Origin of the sequence: Streptomyces sp. AK08-02 (assembly GCF_033795085.1) — a bacterium.
Classification (GTDB): Bacteria; Actinomycetota; Actinomycetes; order Streptomycetales; family Streptomycetaceae; genus Streptomyces; species Streptomyces echiniscabiei.
In genome coordinates, this window is the sequence record NZ_JARAZV010000017.1 from 172816 (window position 1) to 195837 (window position 23022).

A 23022-nucleotide genomic window follows, 5' to 3' on the forward strand; every position below is an offset into this window, starting at 1 on the left:
ATCGTGCTGGGACGATAAATCGACTTGAGACCCGCGGCAACGGGGCACACCACCCGATTCGCCCACCCCGCCACTCCCGCGGGGCGAGCCTGCAAGCGTTGTGCCCAGCTCTCCGCCGGGTAATCCGCCCAGCCGCGCGTCCCGGAATCCGGACACCCGACCCTGGCCATTCGGGTGGCTCGGAAAACCGGTCGGCCGCTGTCCGTGGGGCGCCGTACACTGGCGGAGCGAGAAGCGTGGATGGGGACGAGTAGCGGCGTACGCAGCCCAGAGCGACCCGGGGACGGTGGAAGCCCGGGGGTGAGCGCGACGCGAAGATCACCCCGGAGCCGCCGGAAGAAAGCCGCAGCGAGGCGAGCAGGACAGCCGCGGCCGGTAGACCCGGTATCGCGACCCCAATGAGGGGGCTCATCGGTGGGCACGACGCACCGGAGGGCCAAGGAGGGTGGTACCGCGGGAGTACGCCGTGAACGGCGTCCGGAGAATTCCGGCTCTCGTCCCTCCGACGGAAGGCAGAAAGTCCGCCGGAGGAAGCTCGCTGATGACAACGCCGACGTACCGCCAGGTGCCCGCCCAGGTCGACCTGCCCGCCCTTGAGCACGCCGTGCTCGACTTCTGGCGCGAGCAGAAGATCTTCGCCAAGAGCCTTGAGCAGTCCGAGGGGCGCCCCGAATGGGTGTTCTACGAAGGCCCGCCCACCGCCAACGGCATGCCGGGCGCCCACCACATCGAGGCCCGCGTCTTCAAGGACGTGTTCCCGCGCTTCCGCACCATGCGCGGCTACCACGTGGCCCGCAAGGCCGGCTGGGACTGCCACGGCCTCCCGGTCGAGCTGGCGGTCGAGAAGGAACTCGGCTTCTCCGGCAAGCAGGACATCGAGGCGTACGGCATCGCCGCGTTCAACGACAAGTGCCGCGAGTCGGTGACCCGGCACACGGACGCCTTCGAGGCGCTCACGACCCGCATGGGGTACTGGACCGACCTGCACGACCCCTACCGCACGATGGACCCCGAGTACATCGAGTCGGTCTGGTGGTCGCTGAAGACGATCTTCGACAAGGGCCTGCTGACCCAGGACCACCGCGTCGCCCCCTGGTGCCCGCGCTGCGGCACGGGCCTGTCCGACCACGAGTTGGCCCAGGGCTACGAGACGGTCGTCGACCCGTCCGTGTACGTCCGTTTCCCGCTCACCTCCGGTCCACTGGCCGGCGAGGCCGCCCTCGTCGTCTGGACGACGACGCCCTGGACGCTGGTCTCCAACACCGCGGTCGCCGCCCACCCCGACGTCACCTACGTGGTGGCGACGAAGGGCCCCTCCGGCAGCGAGAAGCTCGTCGTCGCCGAACCGCTGCTCACCAAGGCGCTCGGCGAGGAGTGGCAGTCCACCGGTCAGACCTTCACCGGCGCCGAGATGGAGCGCTGGTCCTATCAACGTCCGTTCGAGCTCGTCGAGTTCCCGGACGACGTGCCCACCCACTACGTGGTGAACGCGGACTACGTGACGACCGAGGACGGTACGGGTCTGGTCCACCAGTCCCCCGCCTTCGGTGAGGAAGACCTCAAGGTGTGCCGCGCGTACGGCCTGCCGGTCGTGAACCCGGTCCGCCCGGACGGCACGTTCGAGGAGGACGTCCCCCTGGTAGGCGGCGTCTTCTTCAAGAAGGCGGACGAACAGCTCACCGAGGACCTCCAGCAGCGCGGCCTCCTCTTCAAGCACATCCCGTACGAGCACAGCTACCCGCACTGCTGGCGCTGCCACACCGCGCTCCTCTACTACGCGCAGCCGTCCTGGTACATCCGCACGACCGCCGTCAAGGACCGTCTCCTCCAGGAGAACGAGAAGACCAACTGGTACCCGGAGACGGTCAAGAACGGCCGCTTCGGCGACTGGCTGAACAACAACATCGACTGGGCGCTCTCCCGCAGCCGTTACTGGGGCACCCCGCTCCCGATCTGGCGCTGCGAGGAGGACCACCTCACGGTCGTCGGCTCCCGCGCGGAACTGACCGGGCTCACGGGCACCGACCAGTCGAACCTGGACCCGCACCGCCCGTTCATCGACGCGGTCACCTTCGCCTGCCCCCAGGACGACTGCGGACAGACGGCCACGCGCGTGCCGGAGGTCATCGACGCCTGGTACGACTCGGGTTCGATGCCGTTCGCACAGTGGGGCTACCCGTACAAGAACAAGGAACTGTTCGAGTCCCGGTACCCGGCGCAGTTCATCAGCGAGGCCATCGACCAGACCCGCGGCTGGTTCTACACGCTGATGGCGGTCGGCACGCTCGTCTTCGACAAGTCGTCCTACGAGAACGTGGTCTGCCTCGGCCACATCCTCGCCGAGGACGGCCGCAAGATGTCCAAGCACCTGGGCAACACCCTGGACCCCATCCCGCTGATGGACCGGCACGGCGCGGACGCGGTGCGCTGGTTCATGGCGGCCGGCGGCTCCCCGTGGGCGGCCCGCCGCGTCGGCCACGGAACGATCCAGGAGGTCGTCCGCAAGACGCTCCTCACCTACTGGAACACCGTCGCCTTCCAGGCCCTGTACGCGCGTACGTCGAACTGGGCCCCCTCCGCGGCGGACCCGGCCCCGGCCGACCGCCCGGTCCTGGACCGCTGGCTCCTGTCCGAGCTCCACGCGCTCACCGACCAGGTGACGCAGTCCCTGGAGGCGTACGACACCCAGCGCGCCGGCAAGCTCCTGTCGGCGTTCGTCGACGACCTGTCCAACTGGTACGTCCGCCGGTCCCGGCGCCGCTTCTGGCAGGGCGACAAGGCCGCGCTGCGCACCCTGCACGAGGTCGTCGAGACGGTCACGAAGCTGATGGCCCCGCTGACCCCCTTCATCACGGAGCGGGTCTGGCAGGACCTGGTGGTGCCGGTGACCCCGGGCAGCCCCGAATCCGTCCATCTGACCACCTGGCCCGAGGCGGACCTGTCCGCCATCGACCCGGAGCTGTCCAAGCAGATGGTGCTCGTACGGCGGCTGGTCGAGCTCGGCCGTGCCACGCGCGCGGAGTCGGGTGTGAAGACGCGGCAGCCACTGTCCCGCGCGCTGGTCGCGGCGGCCGGCTTCGACACCCTGGACCGCGAACTGCACGCGCAGATCACGGAGGAGCTCAACGTCAGCTCCCTCGCGTCCCTCTCGGAAGTCGGCGGCTCGCTGGTCGACACCACCGCGAAGGCCAACTTCCGCGCCCTGGGCAAGCGGTTCGGCAAGCGCGTCCAGGATGTCGCGAAGGCCGTCGCGAACGCCGACGCGGCCGAGCTGTCCCTCGCCCTGCGCGCGGGCAAGGCGTCGGTGGAGGTCGACGGCGAGACGGTCACGCTGGCCCCGGACGAGGTCATCATCACGGAGACCCCTCGCGAGGGCTGGTCGGTGGCGTCCGACTCCGGCGCGACGGTCGCCCTCGACCTGGAGATCACGGCGGAGCTGCGGCAGGCGGGCCTCGCCCGTGACGCGATCCGGCTGATCCAGGAGGCCCGCAAGAACAGCGGCCTCGACGTGGCCGACCGCATCGCGCTGCGGTGGACGTCCACGGACCCCGCGGTCACCACGGCCCTGGCCGAGCACTCCGGCCTGATCTCCGACGAGGTCCTGGCCACGGACTTCGGCCAGGGTGCGGCGGACGACACCTACGGGGACCCGTTCACGGACGAGGGCCTGTCCCTGACGTTCCGCCTGCGCAAGGCGTAACAGCGACAGGCACAGCGCCTACGAGGGCCCGCTCCCGCCGACCCAGTCGGCGGGAGCGGGCCCTCGCCGTCACCGGCACACGCAAAAGGGCGGGGCCCCGGAAGAAAATCCGGGGCCCCGCCCTGAACGCCGCCGACGCCTAAGGCGTACTAGAGGCCGTCAGTTGTCGTCCTCGTCGATCAGGAAGCCGCGCATCGGTGAAGGTGCCTGACCCATCGGAGACGGGCCCTGCGGCCGGACCGGAGCCATGGGCTGGGTCATGGCCGGGGACATCTGCTGCTGGCCACCGTAGGACGGGCCGGCCGGACCGGGGCCACCCATGCCCTGGTTGCCGCCGTACGACGGGGCACCGGCGCCGGCCGGAGCCATCGAGGGCGCCGGGGACGGCGGCAGGGAGGCCGTGGCCGGAGTACGCGGCGGGGCCAGCGAGTCGTCGGCCTGGGTCTCCAGCTGACGCAGCTGCGACTCCAGGTACGACTTCAGGCGGGTGCGGTACTCGCGCTCGAAGCCACGCAGATCCTCGACCTTGCGCTCCAGCGTGGCGCGGGCGGACTCCAGGGAGCCCATCGCGACGCGGTGCTTTTCCTGCGCGTCCCGCTCAAGAGCGTCGGCCTTGGCGCGGGCGTCGCGCTCCAGGCCCTCGGCGCGGCTGCGAGCCTCGCCGACGATCTTGTTGGCCTCGGAACGAGCCTCGGCGATCGCCTGGTCGGCGGTCTGCTGGGCCAGCGAGAGAACACGCGCGGCGCTGTCTCCACCAGGACCCTGGCCGGGACCGCCCATCGGGCCACCCATGGGTCCGCCCATCGGGCCGCCCATCTGCTGCATCTGACCCTGCATCTGCTGACCGGGCATCTGCTGCATCTGGCCGGGCATGCCGCCCTGGCCCATCTGACCCTGCATCGGACCCTGGCCCATGGGGCCCTGACCCATCTGACCCTGCATCGGGTTCTGGCCCATGGGGCCCTGGCCCATCGGGCCGGGTCCCTGAGGACCGCCCTGGCCGGGGGGCAACTGCGGTGCGCCGCTGGGCAGCTGGGGCGGGCCGCCCATGGGGCCACCCATCTGCTGCTGCGGCGGGCCCGATATGCCGGCGGGCACCGGGCCGCCGGGGCCTCGCATGCCCTGCTGCGGCATCCCCTGCTGCATCCCCTGTTGGGGCATGCCTTGCTGGGGCATCCCCTGTTGCTGCATGCCCTGCTGCTGGTCCTGTTCCGGAGGCTTGCGCATGCCCTGCTGCTGGTTCTGGGCAGCGGCACGCGTGGCGGCGGCCAGCTTGGCGCGCAGGTCCTCGTTCTCGCGGAGCAGTCGGGTCAGTTCGGCTTCAACCTCGTCGAGGAAGGCATCGACCTCGTCCTCGTCATAGCCTTCTCGGAGGCGGACGGTCGTGAACTGCTTGTTCCGCACATCCTCGGGGGTCAACGGCATCTCTTCACCTCAACGTAGTCGTCGGCATTCGGCAAGACCGTATCGTTCACACCAAAACCGCCCTGACGACGGTGATCAGGATGTACACGATGATCATCAGTACGAAGAAGGACAGGTCGAGCGCCACGCCCCCGAGACGCAACGGCGGGATGACCCGCCGCAGAAGCTTGAGCGGTGGATCAGTGACAGTGTAGGTGGCCTCCAGAATGACCACCATCGCCTTGCCGGGCTGCCATGAGCGGGCGAACTGGAAGACGTAGTCCATGACCAACCGGAAGATCAGCACGATGAGGAAGCACATCAGCGCGATGTAGAGAACCTGTCCAACCACGCTCATGATCCGCGCTTACCTCTCCCCTGTTTCCATGCTGCTGGTACCACTGTTGGTACTGCCTGCTTACTGCTTTTCCGGTCCTGCGTCTCAGCTCTGGTTGAAGAACCCGCCCTCTGCGATGCGGGCCTTGTCCTCCGCCGTGACATCGACGTTAGCAGGCGACAACAGGAACACCTTCTGCGTCACCCGCTCGATGCTGCCGTGAAGACCAAACACCAAACCGGCCGCAAAGTCGACAAGTCGCTTCGCGTCTGTGTCATCCATCTCAGTGAGATTCATGATCACAGGAGTGCCCTCACGGAAGTGTTCCCCGATGGTACGGGCCTCGTTGTAGGTCCGGGGGTGGAGCGTGGTGATCCGGTAAGGCTCTCGTTCCGACACGACCTTGGGCATGATCACCGGTGCGTTCTTCTCCAGGCCTGAGCGTTCTTGTGTGATGGACGCCACGGGCGCGATCCGCGCCGGACGTCCGGATTCCGCGCCCAGCGAAGCGGAATGCGACACCGGATCGCGCGGGGCGGGCGGCTGCACCACTCGTACCGATTCGTCCCTTTGGGACTGATGTGACTGGTGGGACTGGTGCGAACCGTGCGGCTGATGCGAGGGCTCACGCCGCCGCAGGTCGCGCTCGGGTTCAGGGTCGAGTTCGGGCTCGAAGTCGTCATCGGGGTCGAATCCCCGGCCGTCGTACCCATCGTCCTCCACGAGGCCGAGGTAGACCGCCATCTTGCGCATCGCGCCGGCCATTGCTCTGAGTCCTCCGCTCTGTGGTGGATCGACTGACGTATGCCAAGTGCCCGTGATCCACGAGGTCGTTACAACCGCCTCTCAGCGGTAATGACCATATTTTCTGCTGTGGTCCGACTTCCTGGCGACGTTACCCGAGCCTGGGACGGACTCCGAGTACCGCACTGCCGACGCGCACATGTGTCGCCCCGGCCATCACGGCCTTCTCGAGGTCCGCACTCATCCCTGCGGACACCATGTTCGCAGCCGGATGGGTGCGGCGCATAGCAGTCGACAAATCCATCAGCCGCTCGAACGCCGCCGGTTCACGTCCGGCGTACGGTCCGGTCAGCGGTGCGACGGTCATCAACCCGTCCAGCCTGAGCCCCTCGGCCCCGGCCACCAGGTCGGCCAACTCCCCGATTCCGCCCGGCCCCACGCCTCCACGCTCCCCGCGCGCGCTCTCCTCCGCGTCCAGCGCGACCTGGATCAGACAGCCCACCTCGCGCCCCGCGCGCACCGCCTCCCTGGACAGCCCGGAGACCAGCCGGTCACGGTCGACGGACTGCACGACACCGGCGTAACCGACCACGGAACGCACCTTGTTGGTCTGCAACTGGCCCACGAAATGCCAGGTGAGAGCCAGATCCGCGCACTCCTGGGCCTTGGGCGCCGCGTCCTGGTCGCGGTTCTCGGCCACATGACGCACACCGAGCTCCCACAGGATCCGCACATCGCTCGCGGGGTAGGTCTTGGTGACGACGATCAGCGTCACCTCCTCCCGCTTGCGGCCCGCCGCCGAACAGGCCGTCGCGATCCGCTCCTCGACTGCCGCCAGATTCGCGGCGAGTTCGCCCTTACGGTCCGTCATGTCCATCAGTCCAGCCAGACATAGCCTGCGAGCCGCCCGGTCGTGCGGTCGCGGCGGTACGAGAAATGGTCGGCGGACTCCCGCGTGCACACCGGCGACCACTGCCGGTCGCGCACCCCGAGCCGCTCCAGCTGGGCGTGCACCCCGGCGACGACGTCGACCGCGGGTGTGCCCCAGCTGGTCTCGGCGTACGCCGCCGGTTCGACGTCGGCGACGTCGGCGCGCATCTCCCGCGGCACTTCGTAGCACCGGCCGCAGACGGCGGGGCCGGTGCGGGCGACGATCCGGGCGGGGTCGGCGCCGAGGGACTTCATGGCGTCCACGGCGGCGGGGACGATCCCGGCGACCAGGCCGGGCCGGCCCGCGTGGGCCGCGGCGACCACTCCGGCGACCGGGTCGGCCAGCAGGACCGGGACGCAGTCGGCCGTGAGGACGGCGAGGGCGAGGCCCTTGGTGGCGGTCACCAGGCCGTCGACGGGCGGGGCGGACCCGGTGGTCCACGGCCCGTCGACCTCGACGACGTCGTTTCCGTGCACCTGGTTCATCCAGACCACCCGGTCCTGGTCGAGACCCAGGGACTTGGCGGCCAGTTCACGATTCGTGACGACGGCGGCCCGGTCGTCACCGACCGCTCCGCCGAGGTTCAGCTCCTCGTACGGAACGGCGCTCACCCCGCCCCACCGGTCGGTGAAGGCGAAGTGCGCGCCGCTCGCATCGCTCGTTTCGGAGCGCTGCCCTATCACTTCAGGAAGTCCGGCACGTCCAGCTCCTCCGCCGCGCTGTCCGAGTAGGACCGGGACGGCGGGACCGGCGGGGAGATCGGGAGCTCGTTGGCCGGCTCCGGGGCGGGTGCCGGGGTCTCCCTCGGCGTGACGCTGCCGAGCGAGCCGAAGGACGGACGGCTGTCGGAGGACCGTACCGGCGTCGGTTCGTCGCGCTTGGCGCCGGCCGAGCCGAGGATGTTGTCCCGCTTGGGCGGGGGCTGCCCCCCGTCGAAGCCGGCCGCGATGACCGTGACCCGGACCTCGTCACCGAGGGCGTCGTCGATGACCGCGCCGAAGATGATGTTGGCCTCGGGGTGCGCCGCCTCGCTGACCAGCTGGGCGGCCTCGTTGATCTCGAACAGGCCGAGGTCGGAGCCGCCGGAGATGGAGAGCAGGACGCCCCGGGCGCCGTCGATGGAGGCCTCCAGGAGCGGCGAGGAGATCGCCATCTCGGCCGCCGCCACCGCACGGTCGTCGCCACGGGCCGAGCCGATGCCCATGAGGGCCGAACCGGCCTCGGACATCACGGACTTGACGTCGGCGAAGTCGAGGTTGATCAGACCGGGGGTGGTGATCAGGTCGGTGATGCCCTGGACACCGGAGAGCAGGACCTGGTCCGCCGACTTGAAGGCGTCGAGGACCGAGACCTGGCGGTCCGAGATGGACAGCAGGCGGTCGTTGGGGATGACGATGAGGGTGTCAACCTCTTCGCGGAGTTCCGCGATGCCGTCCTCGGCCTGGTTGGCGCGGCGCCGCCCTTCGAAGGTGAAGGGGCGGGTGACCACGCCGATGGTGAGGGCGCCGAGGTTGCGGGCGATGTTGGCCACGACGGGCGCGCCACCGGTGCCGGTGCCGCCGCCCTCGCCTGCCGTCACGAAGACCATGTCGGCCCCCTTGAGGACCTCCTCGATCTCCTCGCGGTGGTCCTCTGCGGCCTTGCGGCCGACGGCCGGGTTGGCGCCGGCGCCGAGTCCGCGGGTGAGTTCGCGGCCGACGTCGAGCTTGACGTCGGCGTCGCTCATCAACAGCGCCTGAGCATCGGTGTTGATGGCGATGAACTCGACGCCCTTCAGACCGACCTCGATCATCCGGTTGATGGCGTTGACACCACCGCCGCCGACACCGATGACTTTGATGACTGCGAGGTAGTTCTGCGGTGCTGCCACGTCGAAGGCCTCTCGCCTCGAGTTACGTGTCGCCGTTCGCGATTGCGGCGAACGGACAACTCATGCCGAAGTGGGACGGTCCGAACGCCGACCCGAACCCTAACGTTGAAGTTTAGGGTTACCAGTGTGTCTGTTCCTTGGACTCTTCCGAACAGGACACTAAGTCGACAAGTGGCGCACGTTCAACGAACACGCCGAACCTCCCGTTTTTCTTTTCACCCTATGTGATCAGCCATAGCGATGCCCAACCAGGGTGCTGGCCTGCGCGGACAGGCGTCAACTCCCTGATGACGCGGGGGCGGTGGGGACGCTCACGTCGAAGTACCGCGCCCCGGGAGCCGCTTTCATGAGAGCGGTGAGCGCACGGGCCTTCGCGGCGCCCTTCTCGGCGCTCCCCCACACGACGGTCCGGCCGTCGCCCAACTCCAGCGAGATGGAGTCGTACGAGCGGACCTTGACCGTCCTGACGGCGCGCGCGACGGCGCCCGGCAGGTCGCCCGCCACCCGCACCGCCTCGCGTACCAGCCGGTCGCCGCCGAAGCGGCGCAGACTCGCCGCCTGCGAACCTGTCCGGGACATCGTCAATTCCAATGCGGGTACACCTTCGGGCGCATCTGAAACCGTCGCGAATCGCACGCCTTTCGCGTCCACTTCGACATACTTGGCCGGTTTCCCGACGCTTTCGACAATCAGGACAGGGGTACGTTCGACCACTTTCAGCACGATTCCATGCGGCCAGGACCGAGTGACCTCAACCGAGTCAATTCGGGGCAATTTCCGAAGCAACCGGGACTCGATGGCGCCGGTGTCGACGGAAACGAGCGGTTCCCCGAGCGGCACGTCGGCGGCTTCCCGCACCTGTGCCTGTGTCAGAACACCGGTCCCCGACACCGATACGCGCTCCACATGCGTCCACCGGGACCCGTAGAGCACCCACAGGGCGCTTCCGCCGAGGAAGAGCAGGGCGATGGCCGTGATGACGATCGCACGAAGCCTGCGCGGCCCCAACCGGCCGAGGAGGCCCGGCCGACGGGGCGGGCCGGAGGTGTCGTGCTGCCGTTCGCCGCGTTCGGCGGTCGTCGCTCCTCCGGCCACGCCTGCCCTGCCTTCCCTCGTCGTCGCCTAGCGGTGGCGCGAGGCGATCGCCTCGTACACCATGCCGACGAGCAGGTCGTCGGCGTCCCGGCGGCCGAACTCGCTGGCTGCGCGGGACATCTCGTACAGCCGGTGCGGGTCGGCGAGCACGGGCAGGACGTGGCGCTGGACCCATTCGGGCGTCAGTTCCGCGTCGTCGACCAGGAGTCCGCCACCGGCCTTGACCACCGGCTGGGCGTTCAGCCGCTGTTCGCCGTTGCCGATGGGCAGCGGGACGTAGGCGGCCGGGAGTCCGACGGCGGAGAGTTCGGCGACGGTCATCGCGCCCGCGCGGCAGAGCATCATGTCGGCCGCGGCGTACGCGAGGTCCATCCGGTCCACGTACGGTACCGGGATGTAGGGGGGCATCCCCGGCATCTGGTGGACCTGCGGCAGTTCGTTCTTCGGGCCGACCGCGTGCAGCACCTGGATACCGGCCTGCTGGAGGTAAGGCGCGACCCGCTCGACCACCTCGTTGAGGTGCCTGGCGCCCTGCGAGCCGCCGGAGACCAGCAGCGTCGGCAGACTCGGGTCGAGCCCGAACGCGGCCCGCGCCTCGGGACGTACCGCTGCCCGGTCCAGGGTGGCGATGGAGCGGCGCAACGGGATGCCGATGTAGCGGGCGTCGCGGAGCTTGCTGTCCGGGGTGGAGACGGCGACCTGGGCGGCGTACCGCGAGCCGATCTTGTTGGCGAGGCCGGGGCGGGCGTTGGCCTCGTGGACGACGATCGGCACCCCCAGGCGCTTGGCGGCGAGGTAGCCGGGCAGGGCCACGTAGCCGCCGAAGCCGACGACGGCGTCGGCCTTGGTGCGTTCCAGGATCTGCTCGGCCGCCTTGATCGTGCCGCGCAGCCGCCCAGGGACGGTGATCAGCTCGGGGGTGGGCTTGCGCGGCAGCGGGACCGCTGGGATCAGCGCCAGGTCATAGCCCCGCTCGGGGACGAGCCGGGTCTCCAGACCGCGTTCCGTGCCCAGGGCCGTGATCCCCATGGTGGGGTCAGCCCTGCGCAGGGCGTCCGCGAGGGCGAGCGCGGGCTCGATGTGGCCGGCGGTCCCCCCACCGGCGAGTACGACATGCACCGAAATTCACCGCTCTCCGGACGAACGCGCCGCCGAGGCACGCCGTCTCATCGTGTTCCATCTCCGGGGGCTCCGATCGGACACGGGGCCCCTGGTCCCCCGCTTTCTACCAAAGCGGGGTTGCCGCAACGAAAGCGCCGCCCGCGCACCTGGTTCGTCGCGTGCGAAGGCGATCAGCAGTCCGATGGCGAACATGGTCGGCAACAGGGCGGAACCCCCGTAGGAGAACAGCGGGAGTGGGACACCGGCGATCGGCAGCAGGCCGAGCACCGCACCGATGTTGATCACTGCCTGAGCGGTGATCCAGGTGGTCACACCTCCCGCGGCGTACCTCACGAAGGGGTCCTCCGTGCGTCCGGCCACGCGGATACCCGCATAGCCTAGAGCCGCGAAGAGGGCGAGCACCGACAGCGTCCCCGCCAGGCCCAGTTCCTCACCGGTGACGGCGAAGATGAAGTCGGTGTGCGCTTCGGGGAGTTGCCCCCATTTTTCCACACTCGCACCGAGGCCCGAACCGAACAGGCCACCCGAGGCGAGCGCGTAGATCCCGTGCACGGCCTGCCAGCAGGACGTGGCCCCGGTGCCGGGCTCGGTGGCTCCGATGCACTGGAAGCGGGCCATCCGGTTGGGGCTGGTCTTGATGAGTACGAGGCCGATGAACGCGGCCACGGACAGCACACCCACGAACAGTCGCGTGGGCGCCCCGGCCAGCCAGAGCAGCCCGAACAGGATGGCGGTGAGGATGATCGCCGTGCCCATGTCGCCGCCGAGCATGATCAGGCCGAGCAGCATGAACGTGACCGGGACCAGCGGCACCAGCATGTGCTTCCACTGCGTGAGCAGCCGCTTGTCCTCCTTGCGCGCGATCAGGTCGGCGCCCCACAGCACCAGGGCCAGCTTGCCGAACTCGCTCGGCTGGATCTGGAAGGAGCCGCCCAGCGAGATCCAGTTCTGGTTGCCGTTGATGGACATCCCTATCCCGGGCACCTGGACGAGGGCCATCAGGAAGACGGAGCCGGCGAGGATCGGGTAGGCGAGCGCGCGGTGCAGCTTCACCGGCATGCGCGAGGCCGAGAACAGCAGCACGCCGCCGATCGTGGCGGCCAGGAGTTGTTTGCGGAAGAAGAACGTTCCGGGCTTGGACAGTTGCAGCGCGGTGATCTGGGAGGCCGAGTAGACCATCACCAGCCCGAGCACCGTGATCAGCAACGAGCCGCCGAGGATCACGTAGTACGCGGTCAACGGCCGGTCCCAGGCCCGCTCCACCCGCCGCCGGAACCGCCGCACGGGATTGTCCCTGGGAGGGCGGGGCGCGACGGGCCTACGAACCCGCACAGCTCCCTGCACGGGCGCCCGACCGGTACGGCTACTGGGCATCAGAGCCTCCCGCGCGACTGCTGAAGGGCGCGCGCAGCGCCCCCTTCAGGGGCGCGGGGAACTGCGCGACCAGCACCCCACCGGGCCGGCACCAGACGACCCACCGAAAGTTCCCGAGCCACAACCGACCTCACGTGTCCCTCCAAGGCCCCCGAAGACACCCTCCGCGGCCGAAGACCGACCGTCAGGTCCCCGCCCCGAGTTCGCGAACCGCCTGCGCGAACGCGTCACCACGTTTGTTGTAGTTGGCGAACATGTCCATCGACGCACAGGCGGGCGCCAACAGCACCGTGTCCCCGGCACCGGCCAGGTCCCGCGCCGAGCGGACCGCCGCGAGCATCGCCCCAGTGTCGGTCCGGTCGAGGTCGACGACGGGTACTTCCGGGGCGTGTCGCGCGAGGGCTTCGCCGATCAGCGCACGGTCGGCACCGATCAGCACCGCTCCGCGAAGTCGCTTTGCCGACTTGGCGACCAGTTCGTCGAAGGTCGCGCCCTTGGCGAGCCCTCCGGCGATCCACACGATCGACTCGTACGCCGCCAAGGATGCCTCGGCCGCGTGGGTGTTGGTCGCCTTGGAGTCGTCGATGTAGGCGACCCCGTCCACGTCGGCGACGTGAGAGATGCGGTGGGCGTCCGGTGTGAAGGCCCGCAGGCCGTCCCGGACCGCCTTCGCGGGCACCCCGTAGGCCCGGGCGAGGGCCGCCGCGGCAAGGGCGTTGCCGATGTTGTGCGGGGCGGGCGGGTTGACGTCCGTGACCTCCGCCAGTTCCTGGGCATTCTGCTGCCGGTTCTCGACGAAGGCGCGGTCGACCAGGATGCCCTCCACGACGCCGAGTTGGGACGGCCCGGGCGCACCGAGGGTGAACCCGACGGCCCGGCAGCCCTCCTCGACGTCCGCGCCGCGCACGAGGTCCTCGGTGGACGGTTTGTCGGTGGCGTCCACGTTGTAGACGCAGGCGACCCGATTGCCCTCGTAGATACGGCCCTTGTCGGCGGCGTACGCCTCCATGGAGCCGTGCCAGTCGAGGTGGTCGGGGGCGAGGTTGAGGACGGCGGCGGAGTGGGCGCGCAGGGAGGGCGCCCAGTGGAGCTGGTAGCTGGAGAGTTCGACGGCGAGGACGTCATACGTCTCCTCGCCGAGGACCACGTCGATGATCGGCGTGCCGATGTTGCCGACGGCGGCCGTACGCAGGCCGGCCGCGCGCAGGATCGACGCGAGCATCTGGGTGGTGGTCGTCTTGCCGTTGGTGCCGGTGATCGCCAGCCAGGGGGCTGGTTCTCGACCGTCCCGCCCGCGCAGCCGCCAGGCGATCTCCACGTCGCCGACCACGTCCACGCCGGCCTCGGCCGCCGCCGCGAAGAGCGGTGAACTCGGCTTCCAGCCGGGCGAGGTGACGACGAGTGCGGTGCCCTCGGGCAGGGTCTCCGCGTCCCCGAGGCGTACCTCGATGCCCTCCAGGTCAGCCGCGCGTTCCCGGTGGGCCTCGGAGTCCCCGCCGTCCACGACGGTGACGGAGGCGCCGAGGGCGGCCAGGGCGCGGGCGGCGCTGATGCCACTCACGCCCAGGCCGGCGACGGTGACGTGCGTGCCCTCCCAGTCGCTGTCCTGACCGGAGGTCACTTGTCGGCCGCCCATCCCGCGTAGAAGATGCCCAGTCCGACGATCACGCAGATGCCCTGGATGATCCAGAAGCGGACCACGATGAGGACTTCGGACCACCCCTTGAGTTCGAAGTGGTGCTGGAGTGGCGCCATTCGGAACACGCGCTTGCCGGTCGTCTTGAACGAGCCGACCTGGATGACCACCGACATGGTGATCAGTACGAACAGGCCGCCGAGGAGCGCCAGCAGCAGTTCCGTACGGGAGCAGATCGCGAGGCCGGCCAGCGCGCCGCCCAGGGCCAGGGAACCGGTGTCGCCCATGAAGATCTTGGCGGGTGACGTGTTCCACCACAGGAAGCCGAGGCAGGAACCCATCAGCGCCGAGGAGACGACGGCGAGGTCCAGTGGATCTCGCACCTCGTAGCAGGCCGCCGGGTTGGTCAGGGTGATCGCGTTGGCGCAGGACTCCTGGAACTGCCAGACACCGATGAACGTGTAGGCGCCGAAGACGAGGACGGAGGCGCCGGTGGCGAGGCCGTCCAGACCGTCCGTCAGGTTCACGCCGTTGGACATCGCCAGGATCATGAAGAGCGCCCAGACGACGAACAGCACCGGGCCGATCGTCCAGCCGAAGTCCTGGACGAAGGAGAGCTTCGTGGAGGCCGGCGTGTTGTTGCGGCCGTCCGCGAACTGGAGCGAGAGCACCGCGAAGGCGATACCCACGGTCAGCTGGCCGGCCATCTTGGCCTTGGCCCGCAGACCGAGCGAGCGCCGCTTGACGATCTTGATGTAGTCGTCCAGGAAGCCGACCAGGCCCATGCCGCCCATCAGACCGAGCACCAGCAGCCCGGAGAAGGTCGGCGGCTTGCCGGTGATCACCTTGGACAGGAAGTACGCCACGATCGTCGCCAGGATGAAGGCGATACCGCCCATGGTCGGCGTACCGCGCTTGGCGTGGTGCTCGCGCGGGCCGTCGTCACGGATGTACTGGCCGTAGCCCTTGCGCGCCAGCAGCTTGATCAGCAGCGGGGTGCCGACCAGCGTCAGGAACATACCGATGACGCCCGAGAACAGGATCTGGTTCATCATCGGGCGGAAACCTCACCCTCGGCACCGGTCGCCAGAAGCGCCTGAGCAACGCTCTCCAGCCCGACCGACCGGGACGCCTTCACGAGCACGACATCCCCCGGGCGCAGCTCGCTGCGCAACAGGTCGACAGCCGCCTGTGCGTCGGACACGTGCACCGACTCCTCACCCCACGAACCCTCGTTATATGCGCCCAGTTGGAGCCAGGACGCTTCCCTGCCCCCGACCGCGACGAGCTTGCCGACATTGAGCCGGACGGCCAGCCGTCCGACCGCGTCGTGCTCGGCGAGCGCCTCGTCCCCGAGCTCGGCCATCTTGCCGAGCACCGCCCACGTACGCCCCCCTTGTGCCTGTGAGGCCCTGCCCATGGCCGCGAGCGCGCGCAAAGCCGCTCGCATGGACTCGGGGTTCGCGTTGTAGGCGTCGTTGACGATCGTCACGCCGTCCGGGCGCTCGGTGACCTCCATCCGCCAACGGGAGAGGGAGTCCGCCTCGGAGAGCGCGGTGGCGATCTCGTCTGCGGACATGCCCAGCTCATGGGCGACGGCGGCGGCGGCGAGCGCGTTCGACACGTGGTGCTCACCGTACAGGCGCATGGTCACGTCGCTTGCACCGGAGGGTGTGTGGAGCCTGAAGGCGGGCTGTCCCTTGTCCGTGAGTCGCACGTTCTCGGCGCGTACGTCCGCTTCGCCGGACTCGCCGAAGAAGACCACCTTCGCCTTTGTTCGAACTGCCATGGCCCGTACCAGGGGATCGTCGGCGTTCAGGATCGCGGTACCGCCGTCGGCCTCGGAGGGCAGCGCCTCGACGAGTTCGCCCTTCGCTTGTGCGATCTGCTCGCGTCCGCCGAACTCGCCGATGTGGGCGGTGCCGACGTTGATGACGAGGCCGATGCGCGGGGGCGTCAGCTCCGTGAGGTAGCGGATGTGACCGATTCCGCGGGCGCCCATCTCCAGGACCAGGAACCTGGTCTCCTCGGTGGCGCTCAGCGCGGTCAGCGGCAGCCCGATCTCGTTGTTGAGCGAGCCGGGGGTGAAGACCGTCGGCGCCTTGTGCTGGAGCACCTGGGCGATCAGGTCCTTGGTGCTGGTCTTGCCCGCGGAGCCGGTGAGGGCCACGAGGGTCGCGCCGAGCTTCTGGACCACATGCCGTGCGAGGGCGCCCAGCGCCCGCTGGACGTCGTCCACGACGACCGCGGGCACGCCGACGGGCCGGGAGGCGAGGACGGCGACCGCGCCGGCCTCGACGACCGCGGCCGCGAAGTCGTGGCCGTCGACGCGCTCGCCGGCGAAGGCGACGAAGAGGCTGCCGGGCTCCACCTCACGGGAGTCCCTGACGACCCGTCCGGTGATCTGGACCGACGGATCCGGTATGTCGTGGGTCTGCCCGCCGACGACTGCTGCGATCTCGGCGAGAGAGAGGGCGATCACAAGTTCATCCCTGGGTCTGCTGGATAGCTTCGCGAAGCACCTGGCGGTCGTCGAACGGACGGACCACCCCGGCGATGTCCTGGCCCTGCTCATGGCCCTTGCCCGCGACCAGCACGGTGTCCCCGGGCCGCGCGCGGGCCACGGCGGCGGCGATGGCCGCGCCACGGTCCTCGAACACCTGGACCTCACCGCGCTCGTGGGCCGGCACGGAGGCCGCGCCTTCGAGCATGGTCGCGAGGATCGCGAGGGGGTCCTCGGTGCGGGGGTTGTCGGAGGTCAGTACGGCGGTGTCGGCGAGCCGGGCCGCGGCGGCGCCCATGGGGGCGCGCTTGGTGGTGTCCCGGTCCCCGCCACAGCCGAGCACCACGTGCAGGCTGCCCTCGGTGACCTTGCGCAGCGCGCGCAGCACCGACTCGACGGCGTCCGTCTTGTGCGCGTAGTCGACGACCGCGAGATACGGCTGCCCCGCGTCCACCCGCTCGAGCCGCCCCGGGACACCCGGCACGTCGGCGATGCCGTCGGCGGCGGCCTGCGGGTCGAGCCCGGCCTCGGCGAGGGCGACGATCGCGGCGAGGGTGTTGGCGACGTTGAAGGTGCCCGCGAGGGGTGCCCGCGCGCGGATCCGCTGCTCCTTGGGGCCGACCACCGTGAACGTCGAGTCCATCGGCCCGACCTGGACGTTCTCGGCGCGCCAGTCGGCGTCCGGGTGGCCCTCGGCGGAGAAGGTGACGACCGGGACGGTGGCCTCCTGGGCGAGCCGCCGGCCGTAGGTGTCGTCGTGGTTGACGACGCCGAGTTTGCTGCGTTCGGGAGTGAACAGCCGCGCCTTGGCCTGGAAGTAGTCCTCCATGCCGGAGTGGAACTCCATGTGTTCCGGGCTGAGGTTGGTGAACACGGCGATGTCGAAGACGCAGCCGTCGACCCGGCCGAGGACCAGCGCGTGGCTGGAGACCTCCATGGCGACCGCCTCGACCCCGCGCTCGCGCATCACCGCGAACAGGGCCTGGAGGTCGGTGGCTTCGGGGGTGGTGCGCTCGGACTTGATGCGCTCGTCGCCGATGCGCGTCTCGACCGTGCCGATCATCCCTGTGACCCGGTCGGTCCTGAGGCCGCCTTCGACGAGGTACGCGGTGGTGGTCTTGCCGGAGGTGCCCGTGATGCCGATCTGGAGCAGATCGCGCCCCGGACGGCCATAGATCGTGGCCGCCAGTTCGCCCATCCGCGCGCGCGGGTCGTCGACCACCAGCACCGGGAGGCCGGTGGCGGCGGCCCGTTCGGCGCCACCGGGGTCGGTCAGCACGGCGGCGGCGCCGAGGCCGGCGGCCTGCGTCACGAAGTCGGCGCCGTGCAGCCGGGCCCCGGGGAGGGCGGCGTACACGTCGCCCGGGCGGACCGCACGCGAGTCGTGGGTGATGCCCGTGACCGCGACGATGCCTTCCGGTGTTGCCGGGGGCTGTGGGGCGCCCAGCTGGCCGGCCAGTTCCGCGAGGGGTGTGGCGGACACGTGAACCGGCCTTGGCGGTCCCGGATATGTCACAGGAACGCCCTTCTGGGTGGTTTGGTACTGATCGGCGTGTGGCACGGCGGTGAGCGTACCGGGCGCACCCCCGGACGGGCGAAGTGAGGGCGCGGCCGGGGCGTGCGGCGGGGCGTCGGACCCCGGGGCGGGAGAGTCGGGAGAGATCGGGTTCACGAGCTGATTCCTGGCTGGTTTCCGTACTGATCAGGGTGTGAAGGACACGGGGAGATTCGCGGCCTTGGCCCCGGTGGGCGGTACCTGAAGGGTCTTCAGGGCGAACTCCATGACCTCCTTGTAGATGGGGCCACAGATCTGACCTCCGAAGTAGCTGCCCTTGGTGGCGTTCTGGATGGCGCAGTAGACGGTGATGCGGGGGCTGTCGGCAGGGGCGAAGCCGGCGAACGAGGAGGTGTAGCCGTGGTAGCGGCCGGTGGCCGGATCCACGCGGTTGGCCGTACCCGTCTTGCCCGCCACCCGGTAGCCGGGGATGCGCGCCTTGGCGCCGGTGCCCTCCTCGTCGTCCACGACGGACTCCAGCATCTTGGCGAGGGTCTTCGCCGTCTTCGCACTGACGACCCGGGTCTTCTTGGGCGCCGCGGCGGGGGCGAACCGGCCGTCGGCTCCCTTCGTGCCCCGGATCAGGCTGGGTTCCACGCGGACGCCGCCGTTGGCGATCGTCGAGTAGACGGAGGCCGCCTGCAGCGCGTTGAGGGAGACGCCCTGGCCGAAGGGGATCGTGAACTGCTGGGAGGTCGACCACTGGTCGGGCGGCGCGAGGATGCCCTTGGTCTCACCGGGGAAGTCCAGCCCGGTGTAGCTCCCGAGGCCGAACTTGCGCAGATAGGAGTAGAGGACCTGGTTGGACCGGGCCTGTGTCTTGCCGAGCTGCCCGGTGGCCAGGATGGTGCCGATGTTGCTGGACTTGGCGAGCACACCGTTGAGGGTGAGGTACCAGGTCGGGTGGTCGATGTCGTCCTTGAAGAGCCGGTCGCCCCGGTGCAGCCGGTTGGGCACGACGACATGTGTCGCGGGCGTAGCGGCGTTCTCCTCCAGTACGGCGGCCATCGACATGACCTTGGCGGTGGAGCCGGGCTCGTAGGCGTCCTGGAGGGCCGCGTTGCCGAGCGCGGCCGGGTTCGCCCTGGTGAGGTCGTTGGGGTCGAAGCCGGGCGAGTTGGCCATGGCCAGGATCTGACCGGTCCGGGTGTCCTGCACTATCACGTACCCGCGGTCCGCCTTCGACTTCTTCACCTGCTCGGTGATGGCGCTCTGGGCGGCCCACTGGATGTCCCGGTCGATGGTCAGTTCGACGTCGGCACCGGGCACGGCGGGCGTCTCGGTGGAGTCGGCGGTGGGCACCTGCCGTCCCCCTGACTGTGCGTACCGGATCTTGCCGTCCTGTCCGGCCAGTTCCCCGTTCAGCTGCTGTTCGAGGCCGCCGCCGCCCTTGCCGTCGGCGCTGACCCAGCCCAGCAGTCCGGCGGCGAGTCCACCGTTCGGATAGACGCGCTTGCTCGCGGGCACGGCCAGCACACCGGCGAGGACGTTGAAGGCGGTCGGGTCGGTTCCGGCCTTGGCGGCCAGGGTGGACTTCAGGTCCTTGATCTGCGTCCACACCTGGGGGGTCTGACGGTGCGCGAGCAGGGTGTAGCGCGTGTTCGGCGTCTTCAGTTTCCTGGCGACGTCGTCCGCGTCCTGTCCGAGGATCGGCGCGAGGAGGGCGGCGGCCTGTTCGGGGGCGTCGCCCAGTTTCGTGGTCTTCGGCGTGAACATCGTCGGGTCGGCGGTGATGTCGTACGCGTCCACGCTGGTCGCCAGTTCGACGCCGTTGCGGTCGGTGATCTCGCCGCGTTCGGCGGCCAGGGTGCGGCCGACGTACCGGTTCTGCTCGGCCTTGGCGGCGTACACGCTCGCGTCGACGGCCTGCACCTGGAGCAGCCGGACGACGAAGGCGATCATCACCAGGGCCAGTGCGAGGCTGACCATGCGCAGGCGGGGCCGGGGGCTGCCGAGCCGGATGACCTTGGGCCCGGCGGGGCGGCCGGGAGCGGGGCGGCGGCCGGGGCGGGGGCCGGGTCCCGGACGCCGGGGGGCGCCGGGGCGGCCGGACCTGGCCGGGGCGGGTACGCGACGGCGGGGCGGTTCCCTGTCGGACACTTCCGTCACCTGCCGGGGGTCGTGGAGGGGAGGGTGGGTGTGGGGGTGGGGACGGGAGCGGGTGCCTGCTCCGGGGACGCCGGCGCGGACGGGGCCGGCGTGCTCGTGGGCGTCGGCTCAGGAGTGGGTGCGGGGGTTGCGGTGGGCGTGACGGTGGGCACCGGCGCCGGCAGGTTCATCTCGGGCGGGACCATCTCCGGGATCCGCAGGGCCGCCTGTTCCGCGGCCTCCGGGACACCCTTGACGGTGCCGTCGGGGTCGAGGAAGGCCGGGTCGCCGCCGGGCACCATGCCGAGTTCCCTGGCCCGGCGCTGGAGTGCGTCGGGCGCGGCGTAGGCGTCGACGTCCCGCTGGAGCGCCTGTTCCTCGTCGGTGAGGCTCTTGGTGTCCCGCTGCAGGTCGTCCAGGCGGAACCCGCCCTCACTGAGCGCGGAGTTCAGCACGAGGAGCCCGATGAGGCCGCCGCCCAGCAGGAACACGACGAGCAGGACGAAGGGGGTACGGGCGGCCTGTCCCGGCCCCGTGGGCAGGAGCCTGGTGAGCCGGGCGGCCCGGCCCCTCAGTTCGGGGTTGCTATTCACTCACCCTCCCCGCGAGTCGGGTCTTCCCATGCGGCTGCCCGCTCGTCCGCCCGGCAGCTCCGGGTTGCCTACTCACCCGTCGTCCCCTCCGTACGCCTCACTCGGCGTCCTCCCTGATGCGCTGAGCCCCGCGCAGTCGCGCCGGGGCGGCTCGCCGGTTCTCGGCGATCTCTTCCTCGGTGGGAAGTTCGGCACCACGGGTGAGCAGCTTGAGCCGGGGCTGGTAACGCTCGGGCACGACGGGCAGTCCGGGGGGCGCCGTGTTGGCCGCGCCGGCCGCGAACACCTGCTTGACCAGCCGGTCTTCGAGCGAGTGGTACGACAGGACAGCGATCCGGCCGCCGACGGCGAGGGCCTTCACCGCGGCCGGGATCGCCCTCTCCAGGACGGTCAGTTCGCCGTTGACCTCGATGCGCAGCGCCTGGAAGGTCCGTTTGGCAGGGTTGCCGCCGGTGCGCTTGGCCGCCTGGGGCAGCGAGTCGCGGATCAGTTCGACGAGCCGGGCGCTGTTGCTGAAGGGCTCCTTGTCCCGCTCTCGCACGACCGCGGAGACGATCCGCTTGGCCTGCTTCTCCTCGCCGTACGCCCTGAGGATCCGGACGAGTTCACCGGCCGGGTAGGTGTTGAGGACCTCGGCGGCGCTGATGCCGGTCGTCTGGTCCATGCGCATGTCGAGCGGCGCGTCCTGGGCGTAGGCGAACCCCCGGTCGGCCTCGTCGAGTTGCATGGAGGAGACCCCGAGGTCGAACAGGACCCCGTCGACCTTCGGCAGGCTCAGCCGGTCGAGTACGTCGGGGAGTTCGTCGTACACCGCGTGCACCAGGTCGGCCCGGTCACCGAAGGGGGCGAGCCGCTCCCCGGAGAGGCGCAGTGCCTCCTTGTCGCGGTCGAGGGCGATCAGCCGGGTCTCGGGGAAACGGGCGAGCAGTGCCTCGCTGTGGCCGCCGAGGCCGAGGGTGCAGTCGACGACGACCGCTCCGGGCCGCTCCAGCGCGGGGGCCAACATGTCCAGGCACCGCTGGAGCATCACCGGGACGTGTCGACTGTTACTCAAGGGGCCCTCTCAGGTCCGGCACGGCCGTCACGCACCGCCGGGTCCCCGCCCGCTCGGAGAAGGGGAGGCCTGCCGGCGCCGAAAGCGTCAGCCGACCGGGAGCGGGAGGAGGCCGAGCCGTACGTACGCGCCGCGCACGCGGGGGATCAATCGATCCAGCGGGGAGTCTCGCCTCCCGCTTCGCGTCACTTTAGTCCACGGTGTCGCGCGGTCAATCAACGGCCCGCGCGTCGCGGCACCCCACCCCGACAAGCCGCAAATCAACCACTTTCACCCGAACGGGTATACTCACACCACCCCTGTGGGTTACCTCACAACAACGCTCATTGATGTTCTTTGTCCCCTCTCACAGCGGGCCCGCGAGGGGCGTGACCAGTACCGTCATGCTTATGACGACTTCCGCATCAGTTCCCACCGGACCCGAAGGCGCCATATCCACCGACGGCACGGTCACGGACCGTCTCGTGGAGGCGAACGGACAGTACGCCGCGGCCTTCACCGACCCGGGGATGGACGCCCGCCCCGTGCTCCGGGTGGCGGTCGTGGCCTGCATGGACGCCCGCCTCGACCTGCACGCCGCCCTCGGCCTGGAGCTCGGCGACTGTCACACCATCCGCAACGCGGGAGGTGCCGTCACCGACGACGTGATCCGCTCCCTGACCATCAGCCAGCGGGCACTGGGCACGCGCAGCGTGATCCTCATCCACCACACCGGCTGCGGCCTGGAGTCCCTCACGGAGGACTTCCGGCAGGAGCTGGAGGCCGAGGTCGGCCAGCGTCCCGCCTGGGCGGTGGAGGCCTTCCGGGACGTCGACCAGGACGTACGCCAGTCGATGCAGCGCGTGCGCACCAACCCGTTCCTGCTGCACACCGACGACGTCCGCGGCTTCGTCTTCGACGTGAAGTCGGGCCTGCTTCGCGAGATCGACCCCTCGTAACCGAACCGGACCGCGTATCCGTACGTATGTCTCTACGAAATTTACCCTGCACTTCAGGGCCGAAAAGCCCTGAAACAA

Annotated in this window: 18 protein-coding genes; 2 read left to right on the plus strand and 16 right to left on the minus strand. The window is 69.8% G+C overall.

Annotation, left to right across the window (positions count from 1 at the left end):
* Positions 1 to 541 precede the first annotated feature (541 nt).
* Entirely contained in the window at positions 542 to 3700 is a 3159-nt protein-coding gene (ileS, locus tag PV734_RS33150; protein ID WP_319293341.1) for an isoleucine--tRNA ligase, read from the plus strand.
* 159 nt (positions 3701 to 3859) lie between these two features.
* Here the strand turns inward: ileS and PV734_RS33155 are convergent, their stop codons facing one another.
* The 16 genes from PV734_RS33155 to rsmH all read right to left on the minus strand — a co-directional run bounded on the left by PV734_RS33155 (position 3860) and on the right by rsmH (position 22006).
* On the minus strand, positions 3860 to 5125 hold the full coding sequence (locus tag PV734_RS33155; protein WP_319093574.1) for a DivIVA domain-containing protein: 1266 nt from the start codon (positions 5123 to 5125) through the stop codon (positions 3860 to 3862).
* Positions 5126 to 5171: 46 nt separating this feature from the next.
* On the minus strand, positions 5172 to 5462 hold the full coding sequence (locus PV734_RS33160) for a YggT family protein (RefSeq protein ID WP_164412776.1): 291 nt from the start codon (positions 5460 to 5462) through the stop codon (positions 5172 to 5174).
* Positions 5463 to 5546: 84 nt separating this feature from the next.
* Positions 5547 to 6206 carry a cell division protein SepF gene (locus PV734_RS33165; protein ID WP_319093573.1) on the minus strand — a complete coding sequence of 220 codons (660 nt, stop codon included), beginning with the start codon at positions 6204 to 6206 and terminating at the stop codon, positions 5547 to 5549.
* Between the two features lie 130 nt (positions 6207 to 6336).
* Positions 6337 to 7056, minus strand: coding sequence for a YggS family pyridoxal phosphate-dependent enzyme (locus PV734_RS33170; RefSeq protein ID WP_319093572.1), 720 nt, complete (start codon positions 7054 to 7056; stop codon positions 6337 to 6339).
* 5 nt (positions 7057 to 7061) lie between these two features.
* Positions 7062 to 7799, minus strand: coding sequence for a peptidoglycan editing factor PgeF (gene pgeF / locus PV734_RS33175; protein ID WP_319093571.1), 738 nt, complete (start codon positions 7797 to 7799; stop codon positions 7062 to 7064).
* Positions 7796 to 8986, minus strand: a complete 1191-nt coding sequence (ftsZ, locus tag PV734_RS33180; protein ID WP_006374377.1) for a cell division protein FtsZ — start codon at positions 8984 to 8986, stop codon at positions 7796 to 7798. Before ftsZ ends, pgeF begins: the two co-directional genes overlap by 4 nt.
* 276 nt (positions 8987 to 9262) lie before the next feature.
* The gene (locus PV734_RS33185; protein ID WP_319093570.1) at positions 9263 to 10081 is read right to left on the minus strand and encodes a cell division protein FtsQ/DivIB; all 819 of its coding nucleotides are present in this window, start codon (positions 10079 to 10081) and stop codon (positions 9263 to 9265) included.
* A 27-nt stretch (positions 10082 to 10108) separates the two neighbouring features.
* The gene (gene murG, locus PV734_RS33190) at positions 10109 to 11200 is read right to left on the minus strand and encodes an undecaprenyldiphospho-muramoylpentapeptide beta-N-acetylglucosaminyltransferase (RefSeq protein ID WP_319093569.1); all 1092 of its coding nucleotides are present in this window, start codon (positions 11198 to 11200) and stop codon (positions 10109 to 10111) included.
* Between the two features lie 6 nt (positions 11201 to 11206).
* Positions 11207 to 12577, minus strand: a complete 1371-nt coding sequence (gene ftsW, locus PV734_RS33195; RefSeq protein ID WP_319293343.1) for a putative lipid II flippase FtsW — start codon at positions 12575 to 12577, stop codon at positions 11207 to 11209.
* 184 nt (positions 12578 to 12761) lie between these two features.
* Positions 12762 to 14213, minus strand: a complete 1452-nt coding sequence (gene murD / locus PV734_RS33200; RefSeq protein ID WP_415924306.1) for a UDP-N-acetylmuramoyl-L-alanine--D-glutamate ligase — start codon at positions 14211 to 14213, stop codon at positions 12762 to 12764.
* Positions 14195 to 15268 (minus strand): phospho-N-acetylmuramoyl-pentapeptide-transferase, encoded by a 1074-nt coding sequence (gene mraY, locus PV734_RS33205; protein WP_006374389.1) that lies wholly within the window; start codon positions 15266 to 15268, stop codon positions 14195 to 14197. Before mraY ends, murD begins: the two co-directional genes overlap by 19 nt.
* The gene (locus PV734_RS33210) at positions 15265 to 16695 is read right to left on the minus strand and encodes a UDP-N-acetylmuramoyl-tripeptide--D-alanyl-D-alanine ligase (RefSeq protein ID WP_319093567.1); all 1431 of its coding nucleotides are present in this window, start codon (positions 16693 to 16695) and stop codon (positions 15265 to 15267) included. Before PV734_RS33210 ends, mraY begins: the two co-directional genes overlap by 4 nt.
* A 4-nt stretch (positions 16696 to 16699) precedes the next feature.
* On the minus strand, positions 16700 to 18232 hold the full coding sequence (locus PV734_RS33215; RefSeq protein WP_319093893.1) for a UDP-N-acetylmuramoyl-L-alanyl-D-glutamate--2,6-diaminopimelate ligase: 1533 nt from the start codon (positions 18230 to 18232) through the stop codon (positions 16700 to 16702).
* Positions 18233 to 18418: 186 nt separating this feature from the next.
* Positions 18419 to 20371, minus strand: coding sequence for a penicillin-binding protein 2 (locus PV734_RS33220; RefSeq protein ID WP_319093566.1), 1953 nt, complete (start codon positions 20369 to 20371; stop codon positions 18419 to 18421).
* 5 nt (positions 20372 to 20376) lie between these two features.
* On the minus strand, positions 20377 to 20952 hold the full coding sequence (locus tag PV734_RS33225; protein WP_319093565.1) for a hypothetical protein: 576 nt from the start codon (positions 20950 to 20952) through the stop codon (positions 20377 to 20379).
* 97 nt (positions 20953 to 21049) lie between these two features.
* Positions 21050 to 22006, minus strand: a complete 957-nt coding sequence (gene rsmH / locus PV734_RS33230; RefSeq protein WP_319093564.1) for a 16S rRNA (cytosine(1402)-N(4))-methyltransferase RsmH — start codon at positions 22004 to 22006, stop codon at positions 21050 to 21052.
* Positions 22007 to 22395: 389 nt separating this feature from the next.
* Between rsmH and PV734_RS33235 the strand changes: the two genes are divergently transcribed.
* Positions 22396 to 22944, plus strand: a complete 549-nt coding sequence (locus PV734_RS33235; RefSeq protein WP_319093563.1) for a carbonic anhydrase — start codon at positions 22396 to 22398, stop codon at positions 22942 to 22944.
* The last annotated feature ends 78 nt before the right edge of the window (positions 22945 to 23022 follow it).